The following is a 21,178-nucleotide window of genomic DNA, read 5'->3' as shown; positions in this document are numbered from 1 at the left end:
CTCGTCCGACGAAGTGGATGAGGCCCCGCTGGTGGGCGCCGCTTTGTGACAGCGTCAGGCGACGAGTTCGGGCTCGTCCGCCCGGTCCGCGGCCGGCTCGGGCTTGGTGTCGCGCATGACCAGGGTGGCCAGGAGGGCGGCGGCGAGGACGCCGATCGCGCTGATGGTGAAGGTGGTCGACATCGAGGCGGTGAACGCCTCCCGGGCGGCGTGGACGAGGCCGGTGTCGCCGTGGGCGGCGGCCAGTGCGCCGACGATCGACTGCTTGGCCTGCTCGGGTGCGTCGGCCGGCATCTCGCTGCGGAAGCCGCTCGTCAGCAGCGACCCGAGGATCGCGATGCCGAGCGCTGTACCGGCCTGCTGGATGGTGTCGTTGAGGGCGGAGCCGACGCCGGCCTTCTCCGGCGGGATGGTGCCCATCAGTGCGCCGACCGCGGCCGGCATCGCGAGGCCGGCGCCGAGGCCGAGCAGTCCGAGCGCGACCGCCGGGACGGTGAAGCCGGAGTCTGCCGAGACGGTGGTCAGCAGCGCGAAGGAGGAGGCCATGACGAGCATCCCTGCCAGCACCAGGAGGCGGTTGCCGATCTTCGCGGCGAGTCCGGCGCCGGCGGTGTTGCCGATCAGTGCGGCGACGGCCAGCGGCACGAACGCGAGGCCCGCCTTGACCGGCGAGTAGCCGAGGACGAACTGCAGGTACTGGGTGAGCACCAGCAGCAGGCCGCCGTTGCCGATCTGCACGAGGGTCAGCGAGAGCGAACCGCCGCTGAAGTTGCGGTGCTTGAACAGGACCAGCGGCACCATCGGCGCGGGGGTGACGTTCTCCCAGACCACGAACCCGCCGAGGGCGATGACCGCGACGGCCAGGGTGATCGCCGAGCGGCCGCCGAAGGCGCCGTGCTGCGGGAGCTCGATGATCCACCAGATCAGGGCGGTCATGCCGGCCGCGGACAGCACCGCGCCGAGCGGGTCGGGCTTCTGCCACGGCCCCTTCGACTCCGGCATGAGGATGAGGGCCGCCAGGACGGCCAGTGCGACGACCGGGACGTTGATGAAGAAGATCGAGTGCCAGGAGAAGTGGTCGATCAGCACGCCGCCGAGCACCGGGCTGCCGACCAGACCGAGCATCGACACCGAGCCCCACGCCGCCATCGCCTTGGGGCGTTCCTCCTCGTCGAAGACGGTGATGAGGATCGACAGCGTCGAGGGCATGATCAGTGCTCCACCGACGCCCATCGCGATCCGGGCTGCAATCACCTCGCCGGGGTTCGTGCAGAAGGTCGCGGCCAGCGACGCCGCCCCGAAGAGCAGCAGGCCGATGATCATGATCTTTCGGCGGCCGAACCGGTCACCGAGGCTGCCGGAGGTGAGCAGGAGCCCGGCGAAGACCAGGATGTAGGAGTCGAGGATCCACTGGATGTCCTGGGCGCTCGCGCCGATGTCCTCGGTCATCGACGGCACCGCGACGGTCAGCGCCATGCTGTCGATCACCAGGACCAGCGTGCTGAGGCACAGCACGATGAGGATCCACCAGCGGCGGGGATTGCGGGTTTCCATGGGATTTCCTTTCGGCTGCGCACGCTGTTCCTTCGATGCGAACACTGTACGCAGCTGAGTACAGTGTTCGCAAGACTCCTTCCCTGTACGCTGGATGCGAACGCTGTACGCCTTGAAGGAGGGCCATGGCCGCCAGGTCGAACCCGATCCCGTCCGTGTGGGCCCGGCAGCAGCCCGCGCCCGACCAGCCCGCACTCAGCCGGGCCGCGATCGTCCGCGAGGCGATCGCCATGCTGGACGCCGAGGGCATCGAGGCACTGAGCATGCGCAAGCTCGGCGCCCGCCTGAACGCCGGCGCGACCTCCCTCTACCGGCACGTCGCGACCAAGGACGAGCTGATGGAGCTCGCGGTGGACGAGGTCGCCGCCGAGATCGTCGTCCCCTCGCCGGACTTCGTCGGGGGAGACCTCAAGGCGGACAGCCCCGACTGGCGCGCCGCCGCAACGGAGGCCGCCCGGTCCTTCCGGGCGACGGCCCTGCGCCACCCGTGGCTGTCCTCGGTCCTGGGGCAGGCGGGCCTCGCCTACCTGGGCCCGAACCTCATGTCCTTCTCCGAGCGGCTGGCCGCTCTGTTCACGGCCGCCGGCTTTCCCGAGCCGAGCCGTGCGATCGACACCGTCCTGTCCTACGTCATCGGCATGAGCACCACGGAGGCGGCCTGGCTCACCACGGTCGCCCGCTTCGGCGAGACCGAGGCCGCCTTCATCGCCCGGCTCATGCCCGCCGCCCAGCGGGCCGCGGCCGGCCACGACCACCTCGCCGACTCGTACGCCGCTCCCATGGCTCTCGACCCCGGCGAGATCCGCGAAACCAAGTTCGCCTACGGCCTGGAAGTCGTCCTCGACGGCCTGGCGATGCGGCTTCCGCGCGACTGAACCCGAACCCGTGAAGTCGGCTTGCGCAGGTGCCGGCAGGCGTCGGATGCGGGTCTCGGGCCGGGCGGCCCCACCACTCGGTGCCGACCGACGCGTAACCGTTCCAAGGCGCTCAGGCGGCCGGCACCGCGACCGGTGCGTACATGGCGACGGCCTTCGTCTGCGCGGCGGTGATCCGCTGGATGACCAGGATGACGAACACCGCGGCGATCAGATACAGAGCCTGGCTCGCCACTGAGAGAACGACGGAGTCGGCGTAGCTCGCGGAGGTGACCATCGCGGATCCCGCCATGTGCGCGATCCACGCTGCCCACCAGGCGTTGATGAGCGTGACGGTGGTGTCCGGGGCGGGGTCGTGGCCGACGGCCCGGTGGATGTCGAGAGCTATACGACGGGGCCGCCCGCACGTACTGCCCCCGGTCCTCAAGCTGCGCAAGGCGCCTGAGGACCGGGGGTCGGGGTGGTGTGTTCGCGGGGCTTCCCGGTCGGGTTGCCGCCGGGCGGGCACACCATGCTGTTGTGCGGCTCAGCCCTCCGCCTCGGGCTCCGAGGTCCAGGTGCCCAGGGAGATCTCGGCGGTGATGCCCGGTCCGAAGCCGGCCATTATGCCCCGCTGGCCGTGGAGGGTTGATGCCTCGTCGAACATGCGGGCCAGGGCATCGAGTACCACCGCGCTGGCTATGTTGCCGTACTCGGTGAGCGTCGCCCGGCTGAAGCGGAACGCCTCGGGCGGCACGTCGAGGAAGAGGCTCAGGTCGTCCAGGATGCGCGGACCACCCGCGTGGATGATGTAGAAGTCCAGCTTGCTGGCGTTCCACTGGTGCTGCTCCGCGACGGCCTTGAGGGCCGGGGCGAGCGGTTCCATGGTCCCGGGCACGCGCTTGTCGAGCTGGAAGTGGAAGCCCGTGGACCGGACGGCGTAGGAGATCCAGTCCTCGGTTTCCGGGATGATGTACGAGCCGTTGCGTTCCAGGCGGATCCCGGTGCCGCCGTTGCCCCGTACCACTGCCGCGGCGATTCCGTCGCCGAACAGGCCGTTGGACAGCAGGGATCCGACACCCAGATCGGTGGGCTGGTAGCACAGCGAGCAGAACTCGCAGGCGACGATGAGGACGTTGGCGTCCGGGTAGGCCGTGCAGAAGTCGTGGGCCCGGTTGACGGCCGCACCGCCTGCGGCGCAGCCGAGTTGGGCGATCGGCATCTGTCGTGTCTCCGGCCGGAAGCCCATCTTGCCGATGAGCCATGCAGTCGGCGGAGGCATCATGAAGCCGGTGCAGGAGACGTAGATGATCAAGTCGATCTGTGACGGCTCGAGTTCCGCCTGGTCGAGTGCCTGGCGGACAACAGCCGGCACTCGGTCCTTGGTCTGCGCCTCGTAGACGATGCTGCGGGCGTCGAACCCCGGGTGTTCCAGCACCTTTTCGATCGGCTGGATCAGATGCCGTTTCTGCACACCGGTGTTCTCGATCAGACGGAGGACGAGACTGAGCTGCGGATGGTCGCCGTGCAATCGTTGTGCCAGTTCGAGTGTTTCGTCCTTGGTGATGACGTACTCGGGAACTGCGATTGCCGGCTTGCAGAGTACCGCCATGGATCTCCTCCTAGCGGACGGTGGTCCACACGGCCGAGCCCTGAACGGATCCGGGGCATCCGCCGGCGGACGGCCGCCACTGCGGCGCGGTACGCGCGGAATTGCGCGAAGCGGGTCGTTGGTGGTTGCGGTGCCGAGATGGGATGCCCCTGGAGCGGGCGCGGACGGGCCGACCGACGAATGACCAAGTTCTCACCGCGTATGGACAGAGGGTTTTCCGCCATACCTTGGCTGGCCCTCGCATCACGCTACGGCAGGCGGATGAGGGTCGCATTTCGGGCAGAACGCGCTGTCGGGGCGGCCCCGATGGCTCCGGGCTCTGCCGGTCTCCCGGGGTGGTGCCGGGCCGGTCACAGCCCTTCCGGGGTCGATGACAGCCCTTTCCCCGGTGACGGTGAGCGGGCCCGGCACCGGGTGCTTTCCGGCCCGCACGCGACCCGTCCCGCCGCCGGCGGCGCGTCCCGTGAGGGGCGGGACGCACCGCGCCGGGCGGGGCGTGGCACCACACCGGCGGGGCGGCCCCACCGGTGTCCGCGCGCCGTTGTGGCGCTGGTTCACTCGATCGGCGCCGCCCTCGTTGCCGGGCGGGAGGGGTCGGTGTCTTGCTGAGTTATCGATGTCACCAGGTGACGTCGAGTGCGAGGGGATAGCGCCAGATCGACGTCTTGTTCCAACGCACTTCTTCGGCCGGCTTCGCCAGCCTGAGGTCCGGGAAGCGTTCCAGAAGGGTTCCGAGTGCGACTTGGAGTTCCGTGGCGGCGAGCGGGGCGCCGAGACAGTGATGGCCGCCCCAGCCGAAGGTCATGTGGGACGGACCGTTGCGTTCCAGATCCAGCTCGTCGGGCCGGTCGAACTTCCTGCCGTCCCGGTTGGCCGTCAGGTAGGAGACGTGCACGATGTCTCCTGCTCGGATCTTCACCCCGCTCAGCTCCGCGTCCTCCAGGGCGACGCGGGGGATGCCGACACCCTTGCGGAAGGGGATGAAGCGCAACAGCTCCTCGATGGCCTGCGGGAGCATCTCGGGACGCTCGCGCAGCATGGCGAGCTCCTTGGGCCGGGTGAGCAGGGTGTAGGCGATGTTCCCGATCTGGTACGTCGTGGTGTCCTGGCCCGTGATGAGCAGGACCATGGCCATGACGGTCAGTTCCTGGTCGTTGAGGAGCTCGTCCCCGTCGCGGGCGGTGGCCAGCGCACTGATCAGGTCGTCGCCCGGGTTCTCGCGCCGGTCCGCCGTCAGCGTGCTGAAGTAGGCGCGGAGGTCGGCCTTGGCCCGTACCGCGTCGTCCCGGTTCTCGATGGTCGTGTCCATCATGGTCCGCGCGTGCGCACGCAGTTGTGAGCGGTCGTCCTCGGGAATGTCGAGGACCTCGCAGATAGTGGTCAGGGGCAGCGGGGCGGCCAGGTGCTCGAAGAGGTCGGCGGGCGAACCGTGCTCCTCCATCCGGTCCAGCAGCTCATCGACGACACGCTGGGTGCGGACCTGCATGCGTTCCATGTGGCGCGGCGCGAAGCCTTTGGAGATCAGGCTGCGCAGACGGCTGCTGGCCGGTGGGTCCATCACGTTGATCGCCTCGTCCTGAACGATGGGTTCAGGAGTCATGCGCGGGAAGTCCTTGCCGATGATGGCGCTGCGGCTGAAACGCCGGTCGGTGGTCACCGTGCGCACGTCGTCGTAGCCGGTGACGAGCCATGCCTCTCCGTCGCCGTGGGGCAGCCGGATGCGGGCAACAGGTTCTTCGGACTGCAGCTGCCTGAGCAGCGGGTCGAATTCGAGGGCCTCGGCATAGTCGAACGGGCAGTCCCGCGAGGTGGTGACTGGTTCCATACGGAGCTCCAGAAATGGGTTCTGAGGGGCGATGCAGCACCTACCGGGATGAAGTAGGGCATAGGTATGTCGTGGGTACCCCGCCGACCGCCGGGGCACGCACCGCTGTGGGGCAATTGGCCCACATGCAGGGGTCGCGGCCCGCCCCCGGTGATGGCCTGCGGGGCGGGTGGGGGCGGGGCAGCCGACAGCGAGGAACCGTCACCGGCAGCGCGGGGATGCCGTGGGGGCGGCAATCCGCCGTCTGTTCGTCATACGCCGCTGGTCGGCACCACGTTGGTGGCATCCACTGCGGGGCGCAGCCCTTCGGCGAGCTCGACGGCGTCGCCCACGGCCCAGAAATGGGTGAAGAAGAGACGGGGGCTTTCCGACAGGTGGTGGTTGTGCAGCTCGACGAGCTCGATCCCGCCGCGTCGCAGAGCTCCCAGTACGTGCGGGACCTCCTCGGCGAGCATGACGCAGTCGCCGCTGAGCGCTGCCCTGCCGTTTCCCAGCGGCTGGAAGATGAACGCGCTGGTCGCGCCAAGACCGGAGGGCAGTTCCATATGGCCGTCGCAGATCGTCTCGCGGCGGGCGAAGACGGCCTTGTAGACCACGCCGTCGCTGGAACCCTCGGCGCCCAGCGCAGCTTCGATTCCGGCAATGTCCAGGTCGACGGGGCTCGGCGGGCCGGACGGTGTCGCCGGCGGGATGCCGGTGCGTTCGAATCCCGCGCGCAGGCCGTGCGCCAGGGCCAGTTCGTCATGCCCGTGTCCGTGGACGTGGACCCACCAGATGTCGGGGCTGTGGGCGGGCAGATGCTTATGGAGCGCGGTCAGCGCGATTCCGTTTGCCTGCCAGGCGTCGATCACCCGCTGCAGTTCCCTCTCGGTGACCGCCACATCACCCATGCACATCGTGCTGCCGTCGGCGTAGCGGACGAAGGCCACGTGCGCACCGAGTGCGAGCTCGGGTGTGATGACGATGTCGCCCTCGACGACGACGCGAAGATCGTCGCGGGGGAAGGGGGTGTGGTACGTCGTCCCTCGCAGCAGGTTGCCGCTGCGGCCCAGCACGTTCGCTACGGCCGCCCAGTCCGCCATGGTGGTGGTCACCGGCTTGACCCGCATGTGAGGCCAGGCCCCGGTCGCACCGTCGGGCATCGCGCGAGCGGCGGCCGGCCCTGCCGCGGCCAGCACCGGTGCCAGTGCGGCAGCGGCCAGCAGGCTTCGCCGAGACGTGGCCGCCTGTTTGTCTCCAGTCATCATCTGATCTCCTCCATGGCGAGATGAAACCATGGGAAATGTGTGTTATTGGTATTGACTTGGCCTTATATGGTCCATACGCGTCTTTTCGATCTGTCATCGAACGGTGCCTTGAGTGGCGCCTTGAGCGGTGCATCGAACTTGATCGCTTGTCGGGAGGGTCGTCCGGCTCGACAGAGGTCCGCGTTCGGATCGTTGACCGGGGGTTCGACTGCCCACCATTCGGGTGATTCCTGCTGGCGGTGAGGCGGGCGTAGGGCCTTGGGATTCAGGGCCGTACGCCTGTCCCGGGGGCTGCTGCGGTCGGCGTGTCGGGTGCGCCGGATTTGGCACAGTGCCGCTCCACGATCAAGGAGCGGGGTGAGCGGTGTGGCCGTGGTGGGCGGGCAGAGGCAGAGGCTGCGTGATCTGGGCGGGGCAGGGGGAGGCGGTGGTGGCGGGGATGAGCTGAAGCACAGCGACGGACCCTGGATGCGGGCCGCCGGGGGAGCGGATGCGCTGCACACGCAGCTGGGTCCGGTGAAGTCCGAGCTGGAGACCGCGCACGAAGGCGTCGTGGCGGGGACCGCCGGACTGGAGGCACTGACCGAACTGGGCGCCGTACGGGAGTCGTGGCAGCGGCGGATCGAAGCCGCGCGCGGCGAGTGCCGGAGCCTCGCCGGGAATCTGCGGGACGTCGCCCGCGCCCAGGGCGAGACGAACGAGGCCGTGAGGCAGTCCTTCGCACCGGTGGCGGCGCGCGGCGGTGGGCGGTGACTTCGACGCTCACGTGGTCGCAGTTACGCGACCTGAAGTGCGCCGAGCTGGAGGGCGCCGCCGACGGGTGGGGCCGGGCGAGCAACCGGGCCGACGCGGGCCGGGACAGCATCGACAAGCAGATGATGAACGGCTTGCACGGTACGCAGCAGGGCGAAGCGGCCGATGCGGCGGTGGCGCGGCTGCGGCAGCTGAGCCGGAACTTCCAGTACGTGTACACGGAGTGCGGCCTGCTCCGTACCGCGCTGAACAGCCTGGCGCACGAGATGCGGGCCCAGCAGCGGGCGCTCCAGGGGGCGTTGGGCGATGCGGACGCCCTGAGGTTCACGGTGCACCCGGACGGGTCGGTGACGTACCCCGAGGCCGGTGAAGGCCTGATCGACGGGAAGCCGCTGCCGGGCGGGACAGCGAGCGGACGCGGGCTACCGGGACTGCTGCAGTCCTCGGGGCTCGTCGCACCCAACCCGCATGCGGCGAAGGCGCAGGAGATCGCGGACCGGGTGGAGAAGGCCGTACGGACGGCCGCGGAGATCGACTGGCGGTACGCGCGGATCCTGCGGAAGTTGAAGGCCGAGGAGGGGCTGAAGGTCCCCGACGCCACCTGGACGGACGCGGCGACGGACGCGGCAGCCGTGCGGGGAGCGGCGCGCGGATACCTGAAAGACGCCATCCCGCGCGCTGCGAGCCCGGCCGAACGGAAGGCGTGGTGGGCCGGTCTGACGCAGGAACAGCGGGAGGAGTACCTCGCGGTGTACCCGGACCAGATCGGCAACCTGGACGGGATCCCGGCGGTGGTACGGGATGCGGCCAACCGGGACAACCTTCAGCTGCTGATCGGGAAGCTGGAGGGGCAGGACGATGAGAGGGCGGAGACGCAGCTGGCGGGGCTGCGGGAGATCGACCGGCAGCTGCACGATGACCGGAAGCCGCCGATGTTCCTGCTGGGGATCGGGGATGAGGGGAATGGACGGGCGATCGTCTCGTACGGGAATCCGGATACGGCGAGGAATGTGTCGGCGTATGTGCCGGGGCTGAATACGTCTCTGGATGAGGAGTTCGCGAAGGGGGACCTTAAGCGGGCGCGTGACACGGCGATCGGCACCATCGACCACGATGCTTCCAGTGCGGCGATCGCATGGCTTGGATATGACGCACCGCAGTCACCAGACGGATTGAGAAGTCTAGCGGTAATGGGTGACGACAGAGCAGAAAGGGGTGGTCTGGCATTCAACGGTTTCATGGAGGGGCTGGTGGCTACGAATGACAATGAGAACCCGCACCTGACGGCCATTGGTCACTCCTATGGCTCACGCACCGTCGGAGCTGCCACGCAGCAAGGTGACGGGATTCCCGGAGTGGATGACATCGTCCTCGTAGGCAGTCCCGGTGTCGGTGTGGACCACGCTGAGGGTCTCGGGGTCGGGAAAGATCACGTCTTCGTCGGTGCGGCCGAGAACGACGTGGTGACCAAGCTTCCTTCCAAACAGGAGGCTGTTGTCGGCGCGGTGGGATTGATCGCCGGAGGGCCATCCGTTGCCAATGTCGCTGGAGATCTAGCCGACCCGGGAGATGACGATCTCTGGTTCGGCAAGGACCCGGCTAGTCGGGAATTTGGTGCGAGGAGATTTCCGGTGGGCGACGGCCCGCGACTGGTCAGTGGCAATGGTATTTCAATCGATGCACACTCTCAGTACTTTGATCCAGAAAGGGATGCGGTATCGGCTAAAAGCATCGCTCTGGTCGCTGCGGGGCGCTCCCGCAAAATCAAGATGGAGGAGTACCGATGAGTCACCGTTCCCTGACCATCGTGATGGCGCTACTGCTGTATGCGTCGCTCTCCGGATGTGTGAACGATGGGAAGAGGGTAGATATGAACATGCAAGAAGCAGCTGACTATGCCGATGGCATTCTTGATGCTGTATTGAAAGGAATTCAACCGGAGGTTCAGTGGGCGCATGGCCCGACCACTACGGGTAGCTGTGATGTGACTCGAAGGCGCACCGTAATGACCATCGTGTCGGCGGAGCGCCGAGGCAGCTTCTTGGGAGTTGTAGATCGCTTCTGGCGCAAGGCCGGCTATCGGATCAAAGCCATCAATAGTGATGTCGACGTCCCAGCGATCTTTGCGCAGACGAAAGATGGCTTCGGTGTCACCCTCAGCATCGGCGGCAAAGGTCAAGCCTTCTTCGAAGTTGACAGCCCATGCGTCGAGGAGTCGGAGGTAGCCGAGTCCACCACCCCGCCCAACGGGCCCGCCTACGAGGACGTTTATCCCCTACCCCGTCCCAACGTCCACTCCGACTTCTGGTCGGCCGACGCGTCCTGACGTTGCGGAATTTGAGACTCATTTTGGGTCCTGGGGCCCATGCCCCGTCCGGTGCCTGTGTGGTCGCATACGTGCAGTGGCGGACCGGCCGCTGATCACTGCGCCCACTCACAAGGTAGGGGACTTGCCGTGTCTGGATTACAAGGGTTAGCGGTTCCGGGCGGTGCTGGTGCGAGTGCTGTGATTGCCCGTCCGGGCGAGCGGCCGCCGCCGAGTGTTCTGCAAGCGGTGCTGATCCTCGTCCGCGTGCTCTTCGTGGTCACCGTCGTAGGTGCGATCGACGTGCTGACGGTGGCGTCCTCGGTCGATGCGGTGGACGGCCGGTTGCTGGGGATGCTGTTGTACGCGGCGTTGCCGGGCACCGCCGGATTCGTACTGTCGCTGAATGTGCGGACCGGTGGCGTCTGGATCTGGCGCGGTCTTCTTGCCGTGCATGTCTGGCTCGCCATTGGTGCGCTGGCATCGCTGAGCAGCGACGGCAGCGGTCAAGGTGTGCCTCAACTGGTGATGCCGATCGTCGTCGTCGTTCTTCTTTTTCATCGAAGTCTACGCGCGTGGTTCGAACTCGGTGTCGAACAACGCGGCACCCAGAAGCCGTTCATTCTTCTGCGGTTGATCACGCCGAGCCGGGACCGCGGCCAGAGCGCGATGGAGTACCTGGGAACGGTCCTGGTGGTCGTCGCTCTGGTCGGCGCGCTCATGGCGACGGAGGTCGGTGGACAGCTGACCGGCGAGATCCGGAGTGCGATCTGCCAACTGACCGGGAGCGCCTGCCCGGCAACGGACGGGAACGTGGTGGCCGGCCATGATGCCGGTGCGGACGGTGGGACATCGAGCGGTGGTGGAACGGGCTCCGGTGGTACGGACTCGGGCGGTTCCGCAGTATCCGGCGGGTCGGATTCGGGCGGGTCGGACTCAGGTGGATCGGTCGCGTCCGGTGGTACCGATTCCGGGGGGTCGGCTGCGTCCGGGGGTACGGCCTCCGGTGGCAGCGCCGCCACCGGGGGCGCCGGGGGGACCGACAGCAGTACCGACAGCGGTGACTTAGCCACCCAGGCCGGCAAGGGCAGTGGCCGGCCGAACGGGACCGATCAGGCGGCGGCGGAGGGTGGCGGGTTCTTCACGGGGCTCGTCGGTGACGGCCTGTGGGGTGATGTCACCGGTGCTGCCGATACCGTTCTTCACCCCGTCACGAGCGGCAGGAACCTGGGTGACCAGGTGGTCCAGTACGCGCAGAGTGCGAACGACAAGTGGTCCCGGGGCGACCGTGCCGGTGCGGCCGGGGACCTGATCAGGGCTTCGACCGGCGCCGGTCGCGTGGGGGCGGGGCTGCCAGGCTCCGGCTCCCGTGTCGGGGCGGTGGTGCAGCAGGCCGAGCGCGACTACCTCGACGCCCGCATCCCGCGCGATGCCACGCCGGCCGCGCGCAAGGCGTGGTGGGACGGGCTGACGCAGGATCGGCGCGATCGGTACCTCGTGGTCTCCCCGGACCGGATAGGCAATCTGGACGGGATCCCGGCGGCGACGCGTGACGCGGCCAACCGCGACAACCTGCGTGATCTGATCGGGAAGTTGGAGGGTCAGGACGACGCGGAGTCGGAGAAGCAGCTGACGGGGTTGCGGGAGATCGACCGGCAGTTGAAGGAGAACGGGAAGCAGCCGCCGATGTTCCTGCTCGGTATCGGGGACGAGGGCAACGGGCGGGCGATCGTCTCGTACGGGAATCCGGACACGTCGAAGAACGTGTCGGCGTATGTGCCGGGGCTGAATACCTCCCTGGACGAGGAGTTCGCGAAGAACGACCTCAAGCGGGCCCGGGACACGGCGATCGGTGCCCAGGGGTACGACCGATCGAGCGCGGCGATCGTCTGGCTCGGTTACGACGCTCCGCAGGCACCGGACGGGCTGGGGAGCCTGGCAGTCATGGGCGACGGCCGGGCGGTGAAGGGCGGGGCCGCCTACAGCGACTTCATGGGCGGCATCGCAGCCACCAATCAGAACAAGGATCCCCATCTGACGGCGATCGGACATTCCTACGGCTCGCGGACCGTGGGCGCTGCGACGCAGCGCCTCGGTGGGATTCCGGGCGTCGACGACATCATCCTGGTCGGCAGTCCCGGTGTGGGTGTGGACCATGCTGTGGACCTCGGGGTGGGCGCAGGCCATGTCTTCGTCGGAGCCGCGGCGAACGACCCGGTGACCAAGCTCCCGTCCAAGCTGCAGTCGGCCGTCGGCGCTGTGGGGTTGGTGCTGGCGGGGCCCGCCGGGGCGTACCTCGCCGGGGATCTGGCCGACCCGGGGGACGACGATCTGTGGTTCGGCAAGGACCCGGCGAGCAAGGCATTCGGGGCCAGGCGCTTCCCCGTGGCCGACGGACCACCGGTGATCAGCAGCCATGGCCTGAGCGGGGAGGCGCACTCCCAGTACTTTGATCCGGTGCGGGACGCCATGTCGGCGGACAGCATCGCTCTGATCGTGTCGGGCCACTCCAACCGGCTCAAGATGGAGGAACAGCGATGAAGCGAATGTTCCAGATCGTTGCGGTGGCCCTGGCTCTCGGCTTCTCGCTTTCCGGCTGCGGGAACGACCCCCTGCAGACGACCGGTGCAGGAGGGAAGAAGGGCGCCATGGACATGCAGGGAGCGGCCGACCGGTCCGACGACATGCTCGACGCAGTGCTGAAGGCCATCGAGCCCGAGGTGCAGTGGGCGCACGGCCCGACCACAACGGGAAGCTGCGACGTGACCCGCAGGCGCACCGTGATGACCATCGTGTCGGCCGGGCGGCGGGAGGAATTCCTGGACAAGGTGGAGAAGTTCTGGCGGAAGAACGACTTCCGGATCAAGGGGATCAACAACGACAAGGAGTTTCCGGCGGTGTACGCGCAGACGAAGGCCGGGTTCGGCATCAGCCTGAGTTTCCGCGGAGAGGGGCAGGCGTTCTTCGAGGCGGACAGCCCTTGCGTGAAGGAGTCGAAGGTCGCCGATTCCACCTCCGAGCCGAACGGCCCTTCGTACGAAGGTGTCTACCCGCTGCCACGTCCCGACGTCCGCTCCGACTACTGGTCCGCCGAGGCGTCCTGATGTCTGGTCAGTGACGCCGATGGCATCCATGACCGTGGTGATCCGGACAACTCGCACACACCCGCGAAACTGCCCTTGAACCCTGCCCCGATGGGGGATGGTTGTGGGGTGCGCAAATTCTGGGTGGTCGGTGGGATCGGCATCGGGTTGGCCATGTGCTTCGTGGCGCTGCTCGTCGTCGGTACGTATTCGGCTGCCGCCGGCCTCGGCAGCGCCGGTACCAACGGCGCCGTCGGCTTGGCCAAGGGGGCGGTGCCGGCGAAGTTCCAGCCGCTCGTCCAGAAGTGGGGAAACCTCTGCCCGGCCATCAACCCCGCTCTGCTGGCTGCCCAGCTCTACCAGGAGAGCGGGTGGAACCCCAGGGCCCAGAGCCCGGCCGAGGCGCAGGGCATCGCGCAGTTCATCCCCGGGACCTGGGCCGGTCACGGGATAGACGGGGACAGCGACGGGGACCGGGACGTATGGGATCCGGCCGACGCGATCCCGTCCGCCGCCAGCTACGACTGCGAACTCGCCGGTTATGTGAAGAAGGTGCCGGGGGATCAGACCGACAACATGCTCGCCGCGTACAACGCCGGTGCGTACCGGGTGATCAGGGCGGGTGGCGTACCGCAGATCTCCGAGACACAGAACTACGTCAAGATCATCCGGTCCCTGGAGAAGAGCTTCGCCCGGCCGGTCGGCCGGATCGAGCCGTCGCGGCAGGCGGCCGGGGCGATCTACTTCGCGCAGAAGAAGCTCGGTACGAAGTACCTGTGGGGCGGGAACGGCACGGCGGATCAGGGTGGCCGGTTCGACTGTTCCGGGCTGACGCAGGCCGCGTACCGGACCGTCGACATCGAGCTGCCGCGCGTGGCGAACGATCAGTACAACGCCGGGCCGCACCCCTCACGGGACGAGCTGCTCCCGGGTGACCTGGTGTTCTTCTCGGACGACCTGGCCAACTCCCGGGCGATCCACCACGTCGGGCTGTACGTCGGCGGCGGATACATGATCAATGCGCCGTACACCGGGGCCGTGATCCGGTTCGACAAGATCGACACGCCCGACTACTTCGGTGCGACACGCGTCACGAAGGACGGGGCCGCGGCCCTTCCGACGGCCCTCCCGACGGTATGACGCAGGGTCGGCCATGGCCGGAACTCTCCGTGAAGCCTGGGCCCTGAGCTGCGACGATGAGTCACTCTTCGATAACGTCATGGTGATCATTCGGTGGAGAGTGGAACGTACGCCCGGAGCGTGTCGTTCCCTGGACTGGGACAGCATGCGCACTGACCATGTGGCACTGACCGGCACAGCCACACGCATCACGCAGTAGCGATCGCCGCAGGGATCGAAGTAGCGATCGAAGCAGTGGTCGAACCGAACACAGGGGTTCGTCATAAGCGGTGCACACGGGCGTGCACCGCGGCAGCAGACAAGGCAAGGGGCCGCAGCAGATGGCTGGACTCGCACTGGATGGGTCGAACCCCGACGTCAGCCTGCTCTACGACATCAACGGGCTCGCGAAGTCCGCTCCGACCTGGTTCGACCGGATCATGGAGTTCGTCGGCGAGTACGGGATCATGCTCGGCATGGTCCTGGTGGTCGTGTGGTGCTGGTGGAGCGTTCGCCGGCGCGGCACGGCCGACGACTCGGTGACGGCTGTCGCCGGGATCGTCTGGGCACCCCTCTCCGCCGGTATCGCACTGCTCGTCAACATTCCGATCCGGGGCTTCGTGGAGCGGCCGCGTCCGTTCCGCGACCACCAGGGGCTGGACGTCCTCGTGTCGGGGAAGGACGACTTCTCCTTTGTGAGCGACCACGCGACCATGGCGATGGCTCTGGCCGTCGGGCTGTTCGTGGCCAACCGTAAGTTCGGCTTCGCCGCGATCGCCCTCGCGCTGGTGGAAGGGTTCTGCCGGGTATACATGGGGGTCCACTACCCCACCGACGTCATCGGCGGATTCGCGCTCGGCACGGCCACCGCACTTCTGCTCGCACCGCTCGCGATGGCGCTGCTGACTCCGGTGGTGACGGCCGTCTCCCGGTCGGAACGGGTGGGTCGGCTGGTGCGGTCGCGCCGTCCGGTGCCGGCCACGGCCGAGGGCCGGGGCGGGGCGCTCGGGATCCCCGAGCCGCGCCCGGGGTCGGGCGGCGGCGTCGGTGAGAAGGATCTGGCCGCGTAGGCAGCAGATGCGGACGTTCGGCGGCGGGCCGGGATTCGTTCCGCGGCCCGCCGCCCCACGTCACAGCGCCTGCGGGAACGTGAACAGCCGCCCGGGGTCGTACTGACTCTTCAGACGGGTCAGACGGCTGTTCGCCGTGCCGTAGTACGCCTGCCGCCAGTCCCGCAGCGTCGGGTCGGTGTAGTTCTGGTACGCAGCACCGGACGCGTAGGGGTGCAGCGCCGCGTGTGTGCTTTTCAGCCAGTTCTGCTGGGCGGTTCCCGCGGTGCCGGGGCGCCAGGAGCCGATGTACTGGGCGAGCATCCGGGAGCGTCGGTGGACGAAGGCCGTCGAGGCCGGGGCGACCCGGTTGATCGCCCCGCCGAGCGCCGTCAGTGCGATCGATCCGCCGCCACCGCTGGGGCTCACGCCGATCCGGGTGAACGCCTCGGCCCGTTGGAGCAGGGCGCGAACACCTGCCGGGGACAGGGAGTGGTCGAAGAAGTCGGACGCGGCGGCGTACGTCTCGCGCTGGAGGGTGCCCTGCGGGGTGCGGCCGGGTGTCCTGCCCGGCAGATGGCACTGGGCCTCGGTGATGGTCGAGCAGCCCGCGTACACGAGCATCGAGTCCTGGTAGCTGCGGCGGCGCAGCGAGACCGAGGTGGCCGATGCGCCGATCCGGTCGGCGAGGCGGTCGACCGCATTCTGCAGGTCGCCGTAGGTGCCGAGGCTGAAAGCGGCGATCGACACCGTCGGGTTGCCGCCGCCCGGGCCGGCCGCCAGATGCGCGGACGACCAGATCTCGTCGGGCTGGCTCGGGCCCCACGCCTGCCAGGCCGTGATCACGGACTGGGCGCGTGACCAGGGCCACGACATGTACGCCATCACGGTCTGCGGGGCCGGGCGGGTGCGGAACTTCAGCTCGGTGACCACACCGAAGTTGCCGTTGCCCGCGCCGCGCAGCGCCCAGAAGAGGTCCGGGTGGTGCTTGGCGTCGGCGGTGACGGTCTTGCCGTCGGCCGTGACGAGGGTGGCCGCGGTGAGGCTGTCGCAGGTCAGGCCGTATGCGCGGGATGCGACACCGTGGCCGCCGCCGAGGGTCAGGCCGGAGATGCCGACCGTCGGACAGGAGCCGCCGGGGATCGTCAGGCCGTGCGGAGTGAGACCCCAGTAGACGTCGGCCAGCTTGGCGCCCGCACCGATGGTGCCGTCCCGGTCGACGCGGGAGAGTGACGAGACGTCAATGACCAGGCGGCCGTTGCCGCTCGACCAGCCCGCGTAGGAGTGGCCGCCGCTGCGGATGGAGACGGGTGTGGCACTGCGGCGGGCGAAAGCCAGGCACTCGCGGATGTCCGCCTCGTGCCGGACGTAGGCGACCGCCGCGGGTTTCAGGTTGTCGAACCGGGTGTTGTAGAGCTGGCGGGCCGTCGGATAGGTGGCGTCGCCGGGGCGTACGAGCGTGCCGTCGAGGCTCTTGGCCAGGGCGGACCAGTTCGCCGGACCCTTCGGGGTGGCGGAGGCCGATGAGGCGGGTGGTTTCGACGGGGTGCGGGTCGTGGTGGTGGAAGTGCTGCTGCCGGAGTCGGAGCCGGAGCTGGCCTTGTTGCATGCGGTGACGCCGGCGAGAGCTGTTGCCGCGCCCGCGGTGAGCAGGGTGCGCCGGTTCGGCAGGTTCATCGGACCTCCGGGGGATGGCCTCGTCGCGGGTCAGGGTGATCAGCGAGCGGGGGGAGGTGATCGGCGATCGGGGAAGCGATCGGCGATCAGAGGGGGGATCGGTGATCAGGGGGCGGAGCGGTGCTCTTCGGCGTCCGTGCGGGCGCGGTCGCGCGAGCGACGGGCCGGACCGGTCCAGCCGCAGCTGCAGCGGGCGATGCAGAACGAGCCGCGTTCGATGGTGAACGGCTGGTGCGCGGAGGACGCGGTCGCTGCGCAGGGAGCGGTCGGCGGGGCCTCGTCGGTGTGCTGGTGATACACGCGTCCACGGTACTGGGGACGGCCACCTGGCGGTGAGCCCTGCGGGCACGGCGTGACGGGGGACACGGGTGGTCGTTATGCGAAGCGGGCGGGGTGCTCGGGCAAGCAGTTACGTCGTTGGGGGTTGGCAGGCGATGGTGGTGCAGCAGCACAGGTCCGGAGGCGGGGCGCGCGCCGTCTGCGCCCTCGCCGTGGTGGGCGTGATGGCGGCGACCGCCGGATGCTCGGCCGGTGGCGGAAGCGGCGGTGTCGTCGGCGGCCGGGCCGTCGCGGACGAACGGGGCGGGGCCGATTCCGTCGACATCGTCCACCGGGCGGCCGAGGTGCTCGCCGGGGCCGACGGGAGGGGCGAAAATCAGCCAGGGGGGCAGGCCGTTGCCGGAAGCGCCGAGGTGCGTACGTCGATGGAGACCGCGGCCGGCGGGACGCGGGTGACGATCACCGGGCGGGGCACGTACGACTTCCGCAAGCAGCTCGGCCGGCTCACGCTCGTGCTGCCGAAGGACGCCGCGGGCGAGGAGGAACACCGTCCCATCACCGAGCTCTTCACCCCCGGCGCGCTGTACATGAAGAACCGTGGCGCCGGAGTACCCGGCAGCAAGTGGGTCAGGGTCGATACGACGGCTCTGGAGGACGGCAATCTGGTCACCGGCGGGGCCACCGACCCGATGGCCGCCGCCGAGCTGCTTCGCGGGGCGCGCGAGGTCACGTACGTGGGGCGGAGCGAGCTGGCCGGGGTGCCGGTCCGGCACTACCGGGGGACCGCGGACATCGGGCGGGCGGCGCGGGCCGCCTCGCCGGGATCACGCGATGCGCTGGCCGCGGCGGCGCGAGGGTTCCGCACGAACGCGGTGCCGTTCGACGTGTATCTGGACGAGGCGGGGCGGCTGCGGAAGGTGCGGCACCGGTTCAGCTTCGCCAACGGGGGCGACGGCGGCCCGACGGTACAGGTGGTGTCGACGACGCTGCTGTCCGGGTTCGGGGTGCCGGTCACCGTACAGCTTCCGGACGATCGGGACATCTACACCGGGAAGATCCAACAGGGGCAGCGGTAGTGCATCCGGCGGGGCCGAAATGGTCCGTCCGTGCCATGCGCGGCGCGCGGTCCGCTCCCTACGCTAGGAAGTCGGCGACGGCAGTGAGAGGTGACGTACGTGGTGACGCTCAGCGCTCGGACCGATCACGACCATGTGGCCCTTGCCGAGATCGAGCTGTGCGGTGAGCTGATGATCGCGGCATCGGCGGCGATCGGGGAACGGCTCAGTGCGGACCGTATCGACGAAGTGCTCGACGTCAAGGTGACTGCCACCGCCGAACGCACCACCGTCCCCCGGCAGGCCGACCACCGGCGATGACGGACGAAGGGGGCCGGTCGGGAGGGCGTTGCTGAAGGGGTGAAGGAAGCCCACGTCAGGTGGGGTCACCTCAGGTGCGCAGGAGGCGGGCGATCGCCTTCGTGGCTTCCTCGACCTTCGCGTCGATCTCCTCGCCGCCCTTGACTGCCGCGTCGGCGACGCAGTGCCGCAGATGCTCCTCCAGGAGCTGGAGCGCGAACGACTGGAGGGCCTTCGTGGACGCCGAGACCTGGGTCAGTATGTCGATGCAGTAGACGTCCTCGTCGACCATCCGCTGCAGGCCGCGGATCTGGCCCTCGATCCGGCGCAGCCGTTTGACGTGCTCGGCCTTCTGGTGGTGGTAGCCATGTATGCCGCGGTCGTGGTCGGTGACGATCGATGTGGGGTCCGTCGCTTCCGCAGGACCCGTGGCCTCCGTGGCCTCGGTGGTGCTCATCACTGCCTCCCGTTTTCCCTTTACTCCGCCGTTTTATATACCCCTGGTGGGTATATCCTAACGAACTCAGCTGAAACGTGACCGGGGGCCCGTGCTGATCACTGTGTCCGATGCGCGACACTGAAGAACGCCGGTTAGCCGTGGCCGGATGATGCGCCTAGCATCAGCCTGACCGAATCCAAAGCATCCCGAGGACCCCACGTGCGCTTTCGTCTGACCCCCAGGGAGACGAGCTTCTACGACATGTTCTCCGCATCCGCGGACAACATCGTCACGGGCTCGAAACTCCTGATGGAACTGCTCGGGGCGGACTCTGCCTCCCGAGTCGAGATCGCGGAGCGTATGCGGGCAGCGGAGCACGCAGGGGACGATGCCACCCACGCGATCTTCCACCAGCTGAACTCCTCATTCATCACGCCGTTCGACCGCGAGGACATCTACAACCTCGCATCGTCGCTCGACGACATCATGGACTTCATGGAGGAGGCCGTCGACCTGGTCGTGCTGTACCAGGTCGAAGAACTCCCCAAGGGTGTCGAGCAGCAGATCGAGGTACTGGCGCGGGCGGCCGAGCTGACCGCCGAGGCGATGCCGAGTCTGCGGACGATGGACAACCTCACCGAGTACTGGATCGAGGTCAACCGTCTGGAGAACCAGGCCGACCAGATCCACCGGAAGCTGCTCGCCCACCTCTTCAACGGCAAGTACGACGCCATTGAGGTGCTGAAGCTCAAGCAGATCGTGGATGTGCTGGAAGAGGCGGCCGACGCGTTCGAGCACGTCGCCAACACGGTGGAGACCATCGCGGTCAAGGAGTCCTGAACCACGTGGACACCTTTGCGCTGGTCGTGACCATTGCTGTCGCGCTCGGCTTCACCTATACGAACGGCTTCCACGACTCGGCGAACGCCATCGCCACCTCGGTCTCCACCCGGGCACTGACCCCGCGGGCGGCCCTGGCGATGGCCGCAGTGATGAACCTCGCCGGTGCCTTCCTGGGCCAGGGGGTCGCCAAGACCGTCAGTGAGGGCCTGATCGCGACGCCCGAGGGGCAGAAGGGGATGGGCATCCTCTTCGCCGCACTCGTCGGCGCGATCATCTGGAACCTCGTGACCTGGTACTTCGGGCTGCCGTCGTCGTCCTCGCACGCCCTCTTCGGTGGCATGGTCGGTGCGGCGCTGGCCGGCGGAACGATGGTGCACTGGGACGGGGTGCTCGACAAGATCGTCATTCCGATGTTCATCTCGCCCGTCGTGGGTCTGATCGTCGGCTATCTGGTGATGGTCGCGATCATGTGGATGTTCCGGAATTCCAACCCGCACAAGGCCAAGCGCGGTTTCCGGATCGCGCAGACGGTCTCGGCTGCCGGGATGGCGCTCGGGCACGGTCTGCAGGACGCGCAGAAGACGATGGGCATCGTGGTGATGGCGCTGGTCATCGCCGATGTCGAAGGTCCGAACGACCCGATCCCGGTCTGGGTGAAGCTCGTCTGCGCGCTGATGCTCTCGCTGGGTACGTACGCGGGTGGCTGGCGGATCATGCGGACGCTCGGCCGGAAGATCATCGAGCTGGACCCGCCGCAGGGTTTCGCCGCCGAAACGACCGGGGCGTCGATCATGTTCGGCTCGGCGTACCTGTTTCACGCGCCGATCTCCACGACGCATGTGATCACCTCGGCGATCATGGGTGTGGGGGCGACGAAGCGGGTGAACGCTGTGCGGTGGGGGGTCGCGAAGAACATCATCCTCGGGTGGTTCATCACGATGCCGGCTGCGGCGTTGGTGGCTGCGGCCAGTTACGGGCTTGTTGTGCTGATGTTCGGCTAGGACGGCCAGGACTGCTGGGTGCCGGGGGCGTCCGGTGGCCGCTTCGTCCTCGATCCCCGGACGGGCTCGATGTGCGCTCCGAGGCATCCCCGACCGGTCCTGACCGGTCTGCCGAAGGGCTTGATCCGCCCGCCGGCCGGCTTGAACGATTTTCCGGGCGGCCTCGATGTGCCGGTCGGGTGG

General features: G+C 68.2%; 20 protein-coding genes. 12 read left to right on the top strand and 8 right to left on the bottom strand.

Going from position 1 to position 21,178, the window contains the following annotated elements; translation table 11 throughout:
• Nucleotides 1-54: 54 nt before the first annotated feature.
• Nucleotides 55-1,554, bottom strand: coding sequence for an MFS transporter (locus ACIA8E_RS37800; RefSeq protein WP_399305576.1), 1,500 nt, complete (start codon nt 1,552-1,554; stop codon nt 55-57).
• Between the two features lie 125 nt (nt 1,555-1,679).
• On the opposite strand from ACIA8E_RS37800, the gene ACIA8E_RS37795 reads away from it, so the two are divergent.
• The gene (locus tag ACIA8E_RS37795; RefSeq protein WP_399305573.1) at nt 1,680-2,429 is read left to right on the top strand and encodes a TetR/AcrR family transcriptional regulator; all 750 of its coding nucleotides are present in this window, start codon (nt 1,680-1,682) and stop codon (nt 2,427-2,429) included.
• A 112-nt stretch (nt 2,430-2,541) separates the two neighbouring features.
• Here the strand turns inward: ACIA8E_RS37795 and ACIA8E_RS37790 are convergent, their stop codons facing one another.
• The 4 genes from ACIA8E_RS37790 to ACIA8E_RS37775 form a co-directional block, all read right to left on the bottom strand.
• Nucleotides 2,542-2,856, bottom strand: a complete 315-nt coding sequence (locus ACIA8E_RS37790) for a DUF4328 domain-containing protein (RefSeq protein ID WP_399305570.1) — start codon at nt 2,854-2,856, stop codon at nt 2,542-2,544.
• Between the two features lie 99 nt (nt 2,857-2,955).
• Nucleotides 2,956-4,020 carry a type III polyketide synthase gene (locus ACIA8E_RS37785; RefSeq protein WP_399305567.1) on the bottom strand — a complete coding sequence of 355 codons (1,065 nt, stop codon included), beginning with the start codon at nt 4,018-4,020 and terminating at the stop codon, nt 2,956-2,958.
• Between the two features lie 619 nt (nt 4,021-4,639).
• Nucleotides 4,640-5,845 (bottom strand): cytochrome P450, encoded by a 1,206-nt coding sequence (locus ACIA8E_RS37780; protein WP_399305564.1) that lies wholly within the window; start codon nt 5,843-5,845, stop codon nt 4,640-4,642.
• Nucleotides 5,846-6,096: 251 nt separating this feature from the next.
• On the bottom strand, nt 6,097-7,092 hold the full coding sequence (locus ACIA8E_RS37775) for a DUF1259 domain-containing protein (RefSeq protein WP_399305561.1): 996 nt from the start codon (nt 7,090-7,092) through the stop codon (nt 6,097-6,099).
• Between the two features lie 357 nt (nt 7,093-7,449).
• On the opposite strand from ACIA8E_RS37775, the gene ACIA8E_RS37770 reads away from it, so the two are divergent.
• From ACIA8E_RS37770 to ACIA8E_RS37740, 7 genes are all read left to right on the top strand, one after another.
• Nucleotides 7,450-7,845, top strand: coding sequence for a hypothetical protein (locus ACIA8E_RS37770; RefSeq protein WP_399305558.1), 396 nt, complete (start codon nt 7,450-7,452; stop codon nt 7,843-7,845).
• Nucleotides 7,842-9,632, top strand: coding sequence for an alpha/beta hydrolase (locus tag ACIA8E_RS37765; RefSeq protein WP_399305555.1), 1,791 nt, complete (start codon nt 7,842-7,844; stop codon nt 9,630-9,632). Before ACIA8E_RS37770 ends, ACIA8E_RS37765 begins: the two co-directional genes overlap by 4 nt.
• Nucleotides 9,629-10,171 (top strand): hypothetical protein, encoded by a 543-nt coding sequence (locus ACIA8E_RS37760; protein WP_399305553.1) that lies wholly within the window; start codon nt 9,629-9,631, stop codon nt 10,169-10,171. The genes ACIA8E_RS37765 and ACIA8E_RS37760 overlap by 4 nt, the downstream gene beginning before the upstream one ends.
• Before the next feature lie 228 nt (nt 10,172-10,399).
• On the top strand, nt 10,400-12,691 hold the full coding sequence (locus ACIA8E_RS37755) for an alpha/beta hydrolase (RefSeq protein WP_399305550.1): 2,292 nt from the start codon (nt 10,400-10,402) through the stop codon (nt 12,689-12,691).
• Entirely contained in the window at nt 12,688-13,254 is a 567-nt protein-coding gene (locus ACIA8E_RS37750; RefSeq protein WP_399305547.1) for a hypothetical protein, read from the top strand. The genes ACIA8E_RS37755 and ACIA8E_RS37750 overlap by 4 nt, the downstream gene beginning before the upstream one ends.
• A 108-nt stretch (nt 13,255-13,362) precedes the next feature.
• Entirely contained in the window at nt 13,363-14,373 is a 1,011-nt protein-coding gene (locus ACIA8E_RS37745; RefSeq protein WP_399305544.1) for an NlpC/P60 family protein, read from the top strand.
• Between the two features lie 320 nt (nt 14,374-14,693).
• Nucleotides 14,694-15,422, top strand: a complete 729-nt coding sequence (locus ACIA8E_RS37740) for a phosphatase PAP2 family protein (RefSeq protein ID WP_399305542.1) — start codon at nt 14,694-14,696, stop codon at nt 15,420-15,422.
• A gap of 60 nt (nt 15,423-15,482) precedes the next feature.
• Here ACIA8E_RS37740 and ACIA8E_RS37735 read toward each other — a convergent pair whose 3' ends face one another.
• Together ACIA8E_RS37735 and ACIA8E_RS37730 are read right to left on the bottom strand one after the other, a co-directional pair.
• Entirely contained in the window at nt 15,483-17,078 is a 1,596-nt protein-coding gene (locus tag ACIA8E_RS37735; protein WP_399305539.1) for an FAD-binding oxidoreductase, read from the bottom strand.
• Between the two features lie 105 nt (nt 17,079-17,183).
• Nucleotides 17,184-17,378: a hypothetical protein gene (locus tag ACIA8E_RS37730; protein ID WP_399305536.1), complete on the bottom strand. Its 195-nt coding sequence runs from the start codon at nt 17,376-17,378 to the stop codon at nt 17,184-17,186.
• Between the two features lie 134 nt (nt 17,379-17,512).
• Between ACIA8E_RS37730 and ACIA8E_RS37725 the strand changes: the two genes are divergently transcribed.
• Nucleotides 17,513-18,433: a hypothetical protein gene (locus tag ACIA8E_RS37725; RefSeq protein WP_399305534.1), complete on the top strand. Its 921-nt coding sequence runs from the start codon at nt 17,513-17,515 to the stop codon at nt 18,431-18,433.
• Nucleotides 18,434-18,532: 99 nt separating this feature from the next.
• Nucleotides 18,533-18,733 (top strand): hypothetical protein, encoded by a 201-nt coding sequence (locus tag ACIA8E_RS37720; protein WP_399305531.1) that lies wholly within the window; start codon nt 18,533-18,535, stop codon nt 18,731-18,733.
• 70 nt (nt 18,734-18,803) lie between these two features.
• Here ACIA8E_RS37720 and ACIA8E_RS37715 read toward each other — a convergent pair whose 3' ends face one another.
• Nucleotides 18,804-19,169, bottom strand: coding sequence for a metal-sensitive transcriptional regulator (locus tag ACIA8E_RS37715; RefSeq protein WP_267004387.1), 366 nt, complete (start codon nt 19,167-19,169; stop codon nt 18,804-18,806).
• 201 nt (nt 19,170-19,370) lie between these two features.
• Between ACIA8E_RS37715 and ACIA8E_RS37710 the strand changes: the two genes are divergently transcribed.
• Together ACIA8E_RS37710 and ACIA8E_RS37705 are read left to right on the top strand one after the other, a co-directional pair.
• Nucleotides 19,371-19,991, top strand: coding sequence for a DUF47 domain-containing protein (locus ACIA8E_RS37710; RefSeq protein ID WP_030924980.1), 621 nt, complete (start codon nt 19,371-19,373; stop codon nt 19,989-19,991).
• A gap of 5 nt (nt 19,992-19,996) precedes the next feature.
• Nucleotides 19,997-20,995: an inorganic phosphate transporter gene (locus tag ACIA8E_RS37705; protein ID WP_330245290.1), complete on the top strand. Its 999-nt coding sequence runs from the start codon at nt 19,997-19,999 to the stop codon at nt 20,993-20,995.
• Nucleotides 20,996-21,178: the final 183 nt, after the last annotated feature.

It is taken from the genome of Streptomyces sp. NPDC051664 (assembly GCF_044453545.1).
Lineage (GTDB): Bacteria > Actinomycetota > Actinomycetes > Streptomycetales > Streptomycetaceae > Streptomyces.
The sequence above is the reverse complement of the archived record's forward strand: the minus strand, read 5'-3'. Positions and strand labels throughout refer to the sequence as shown.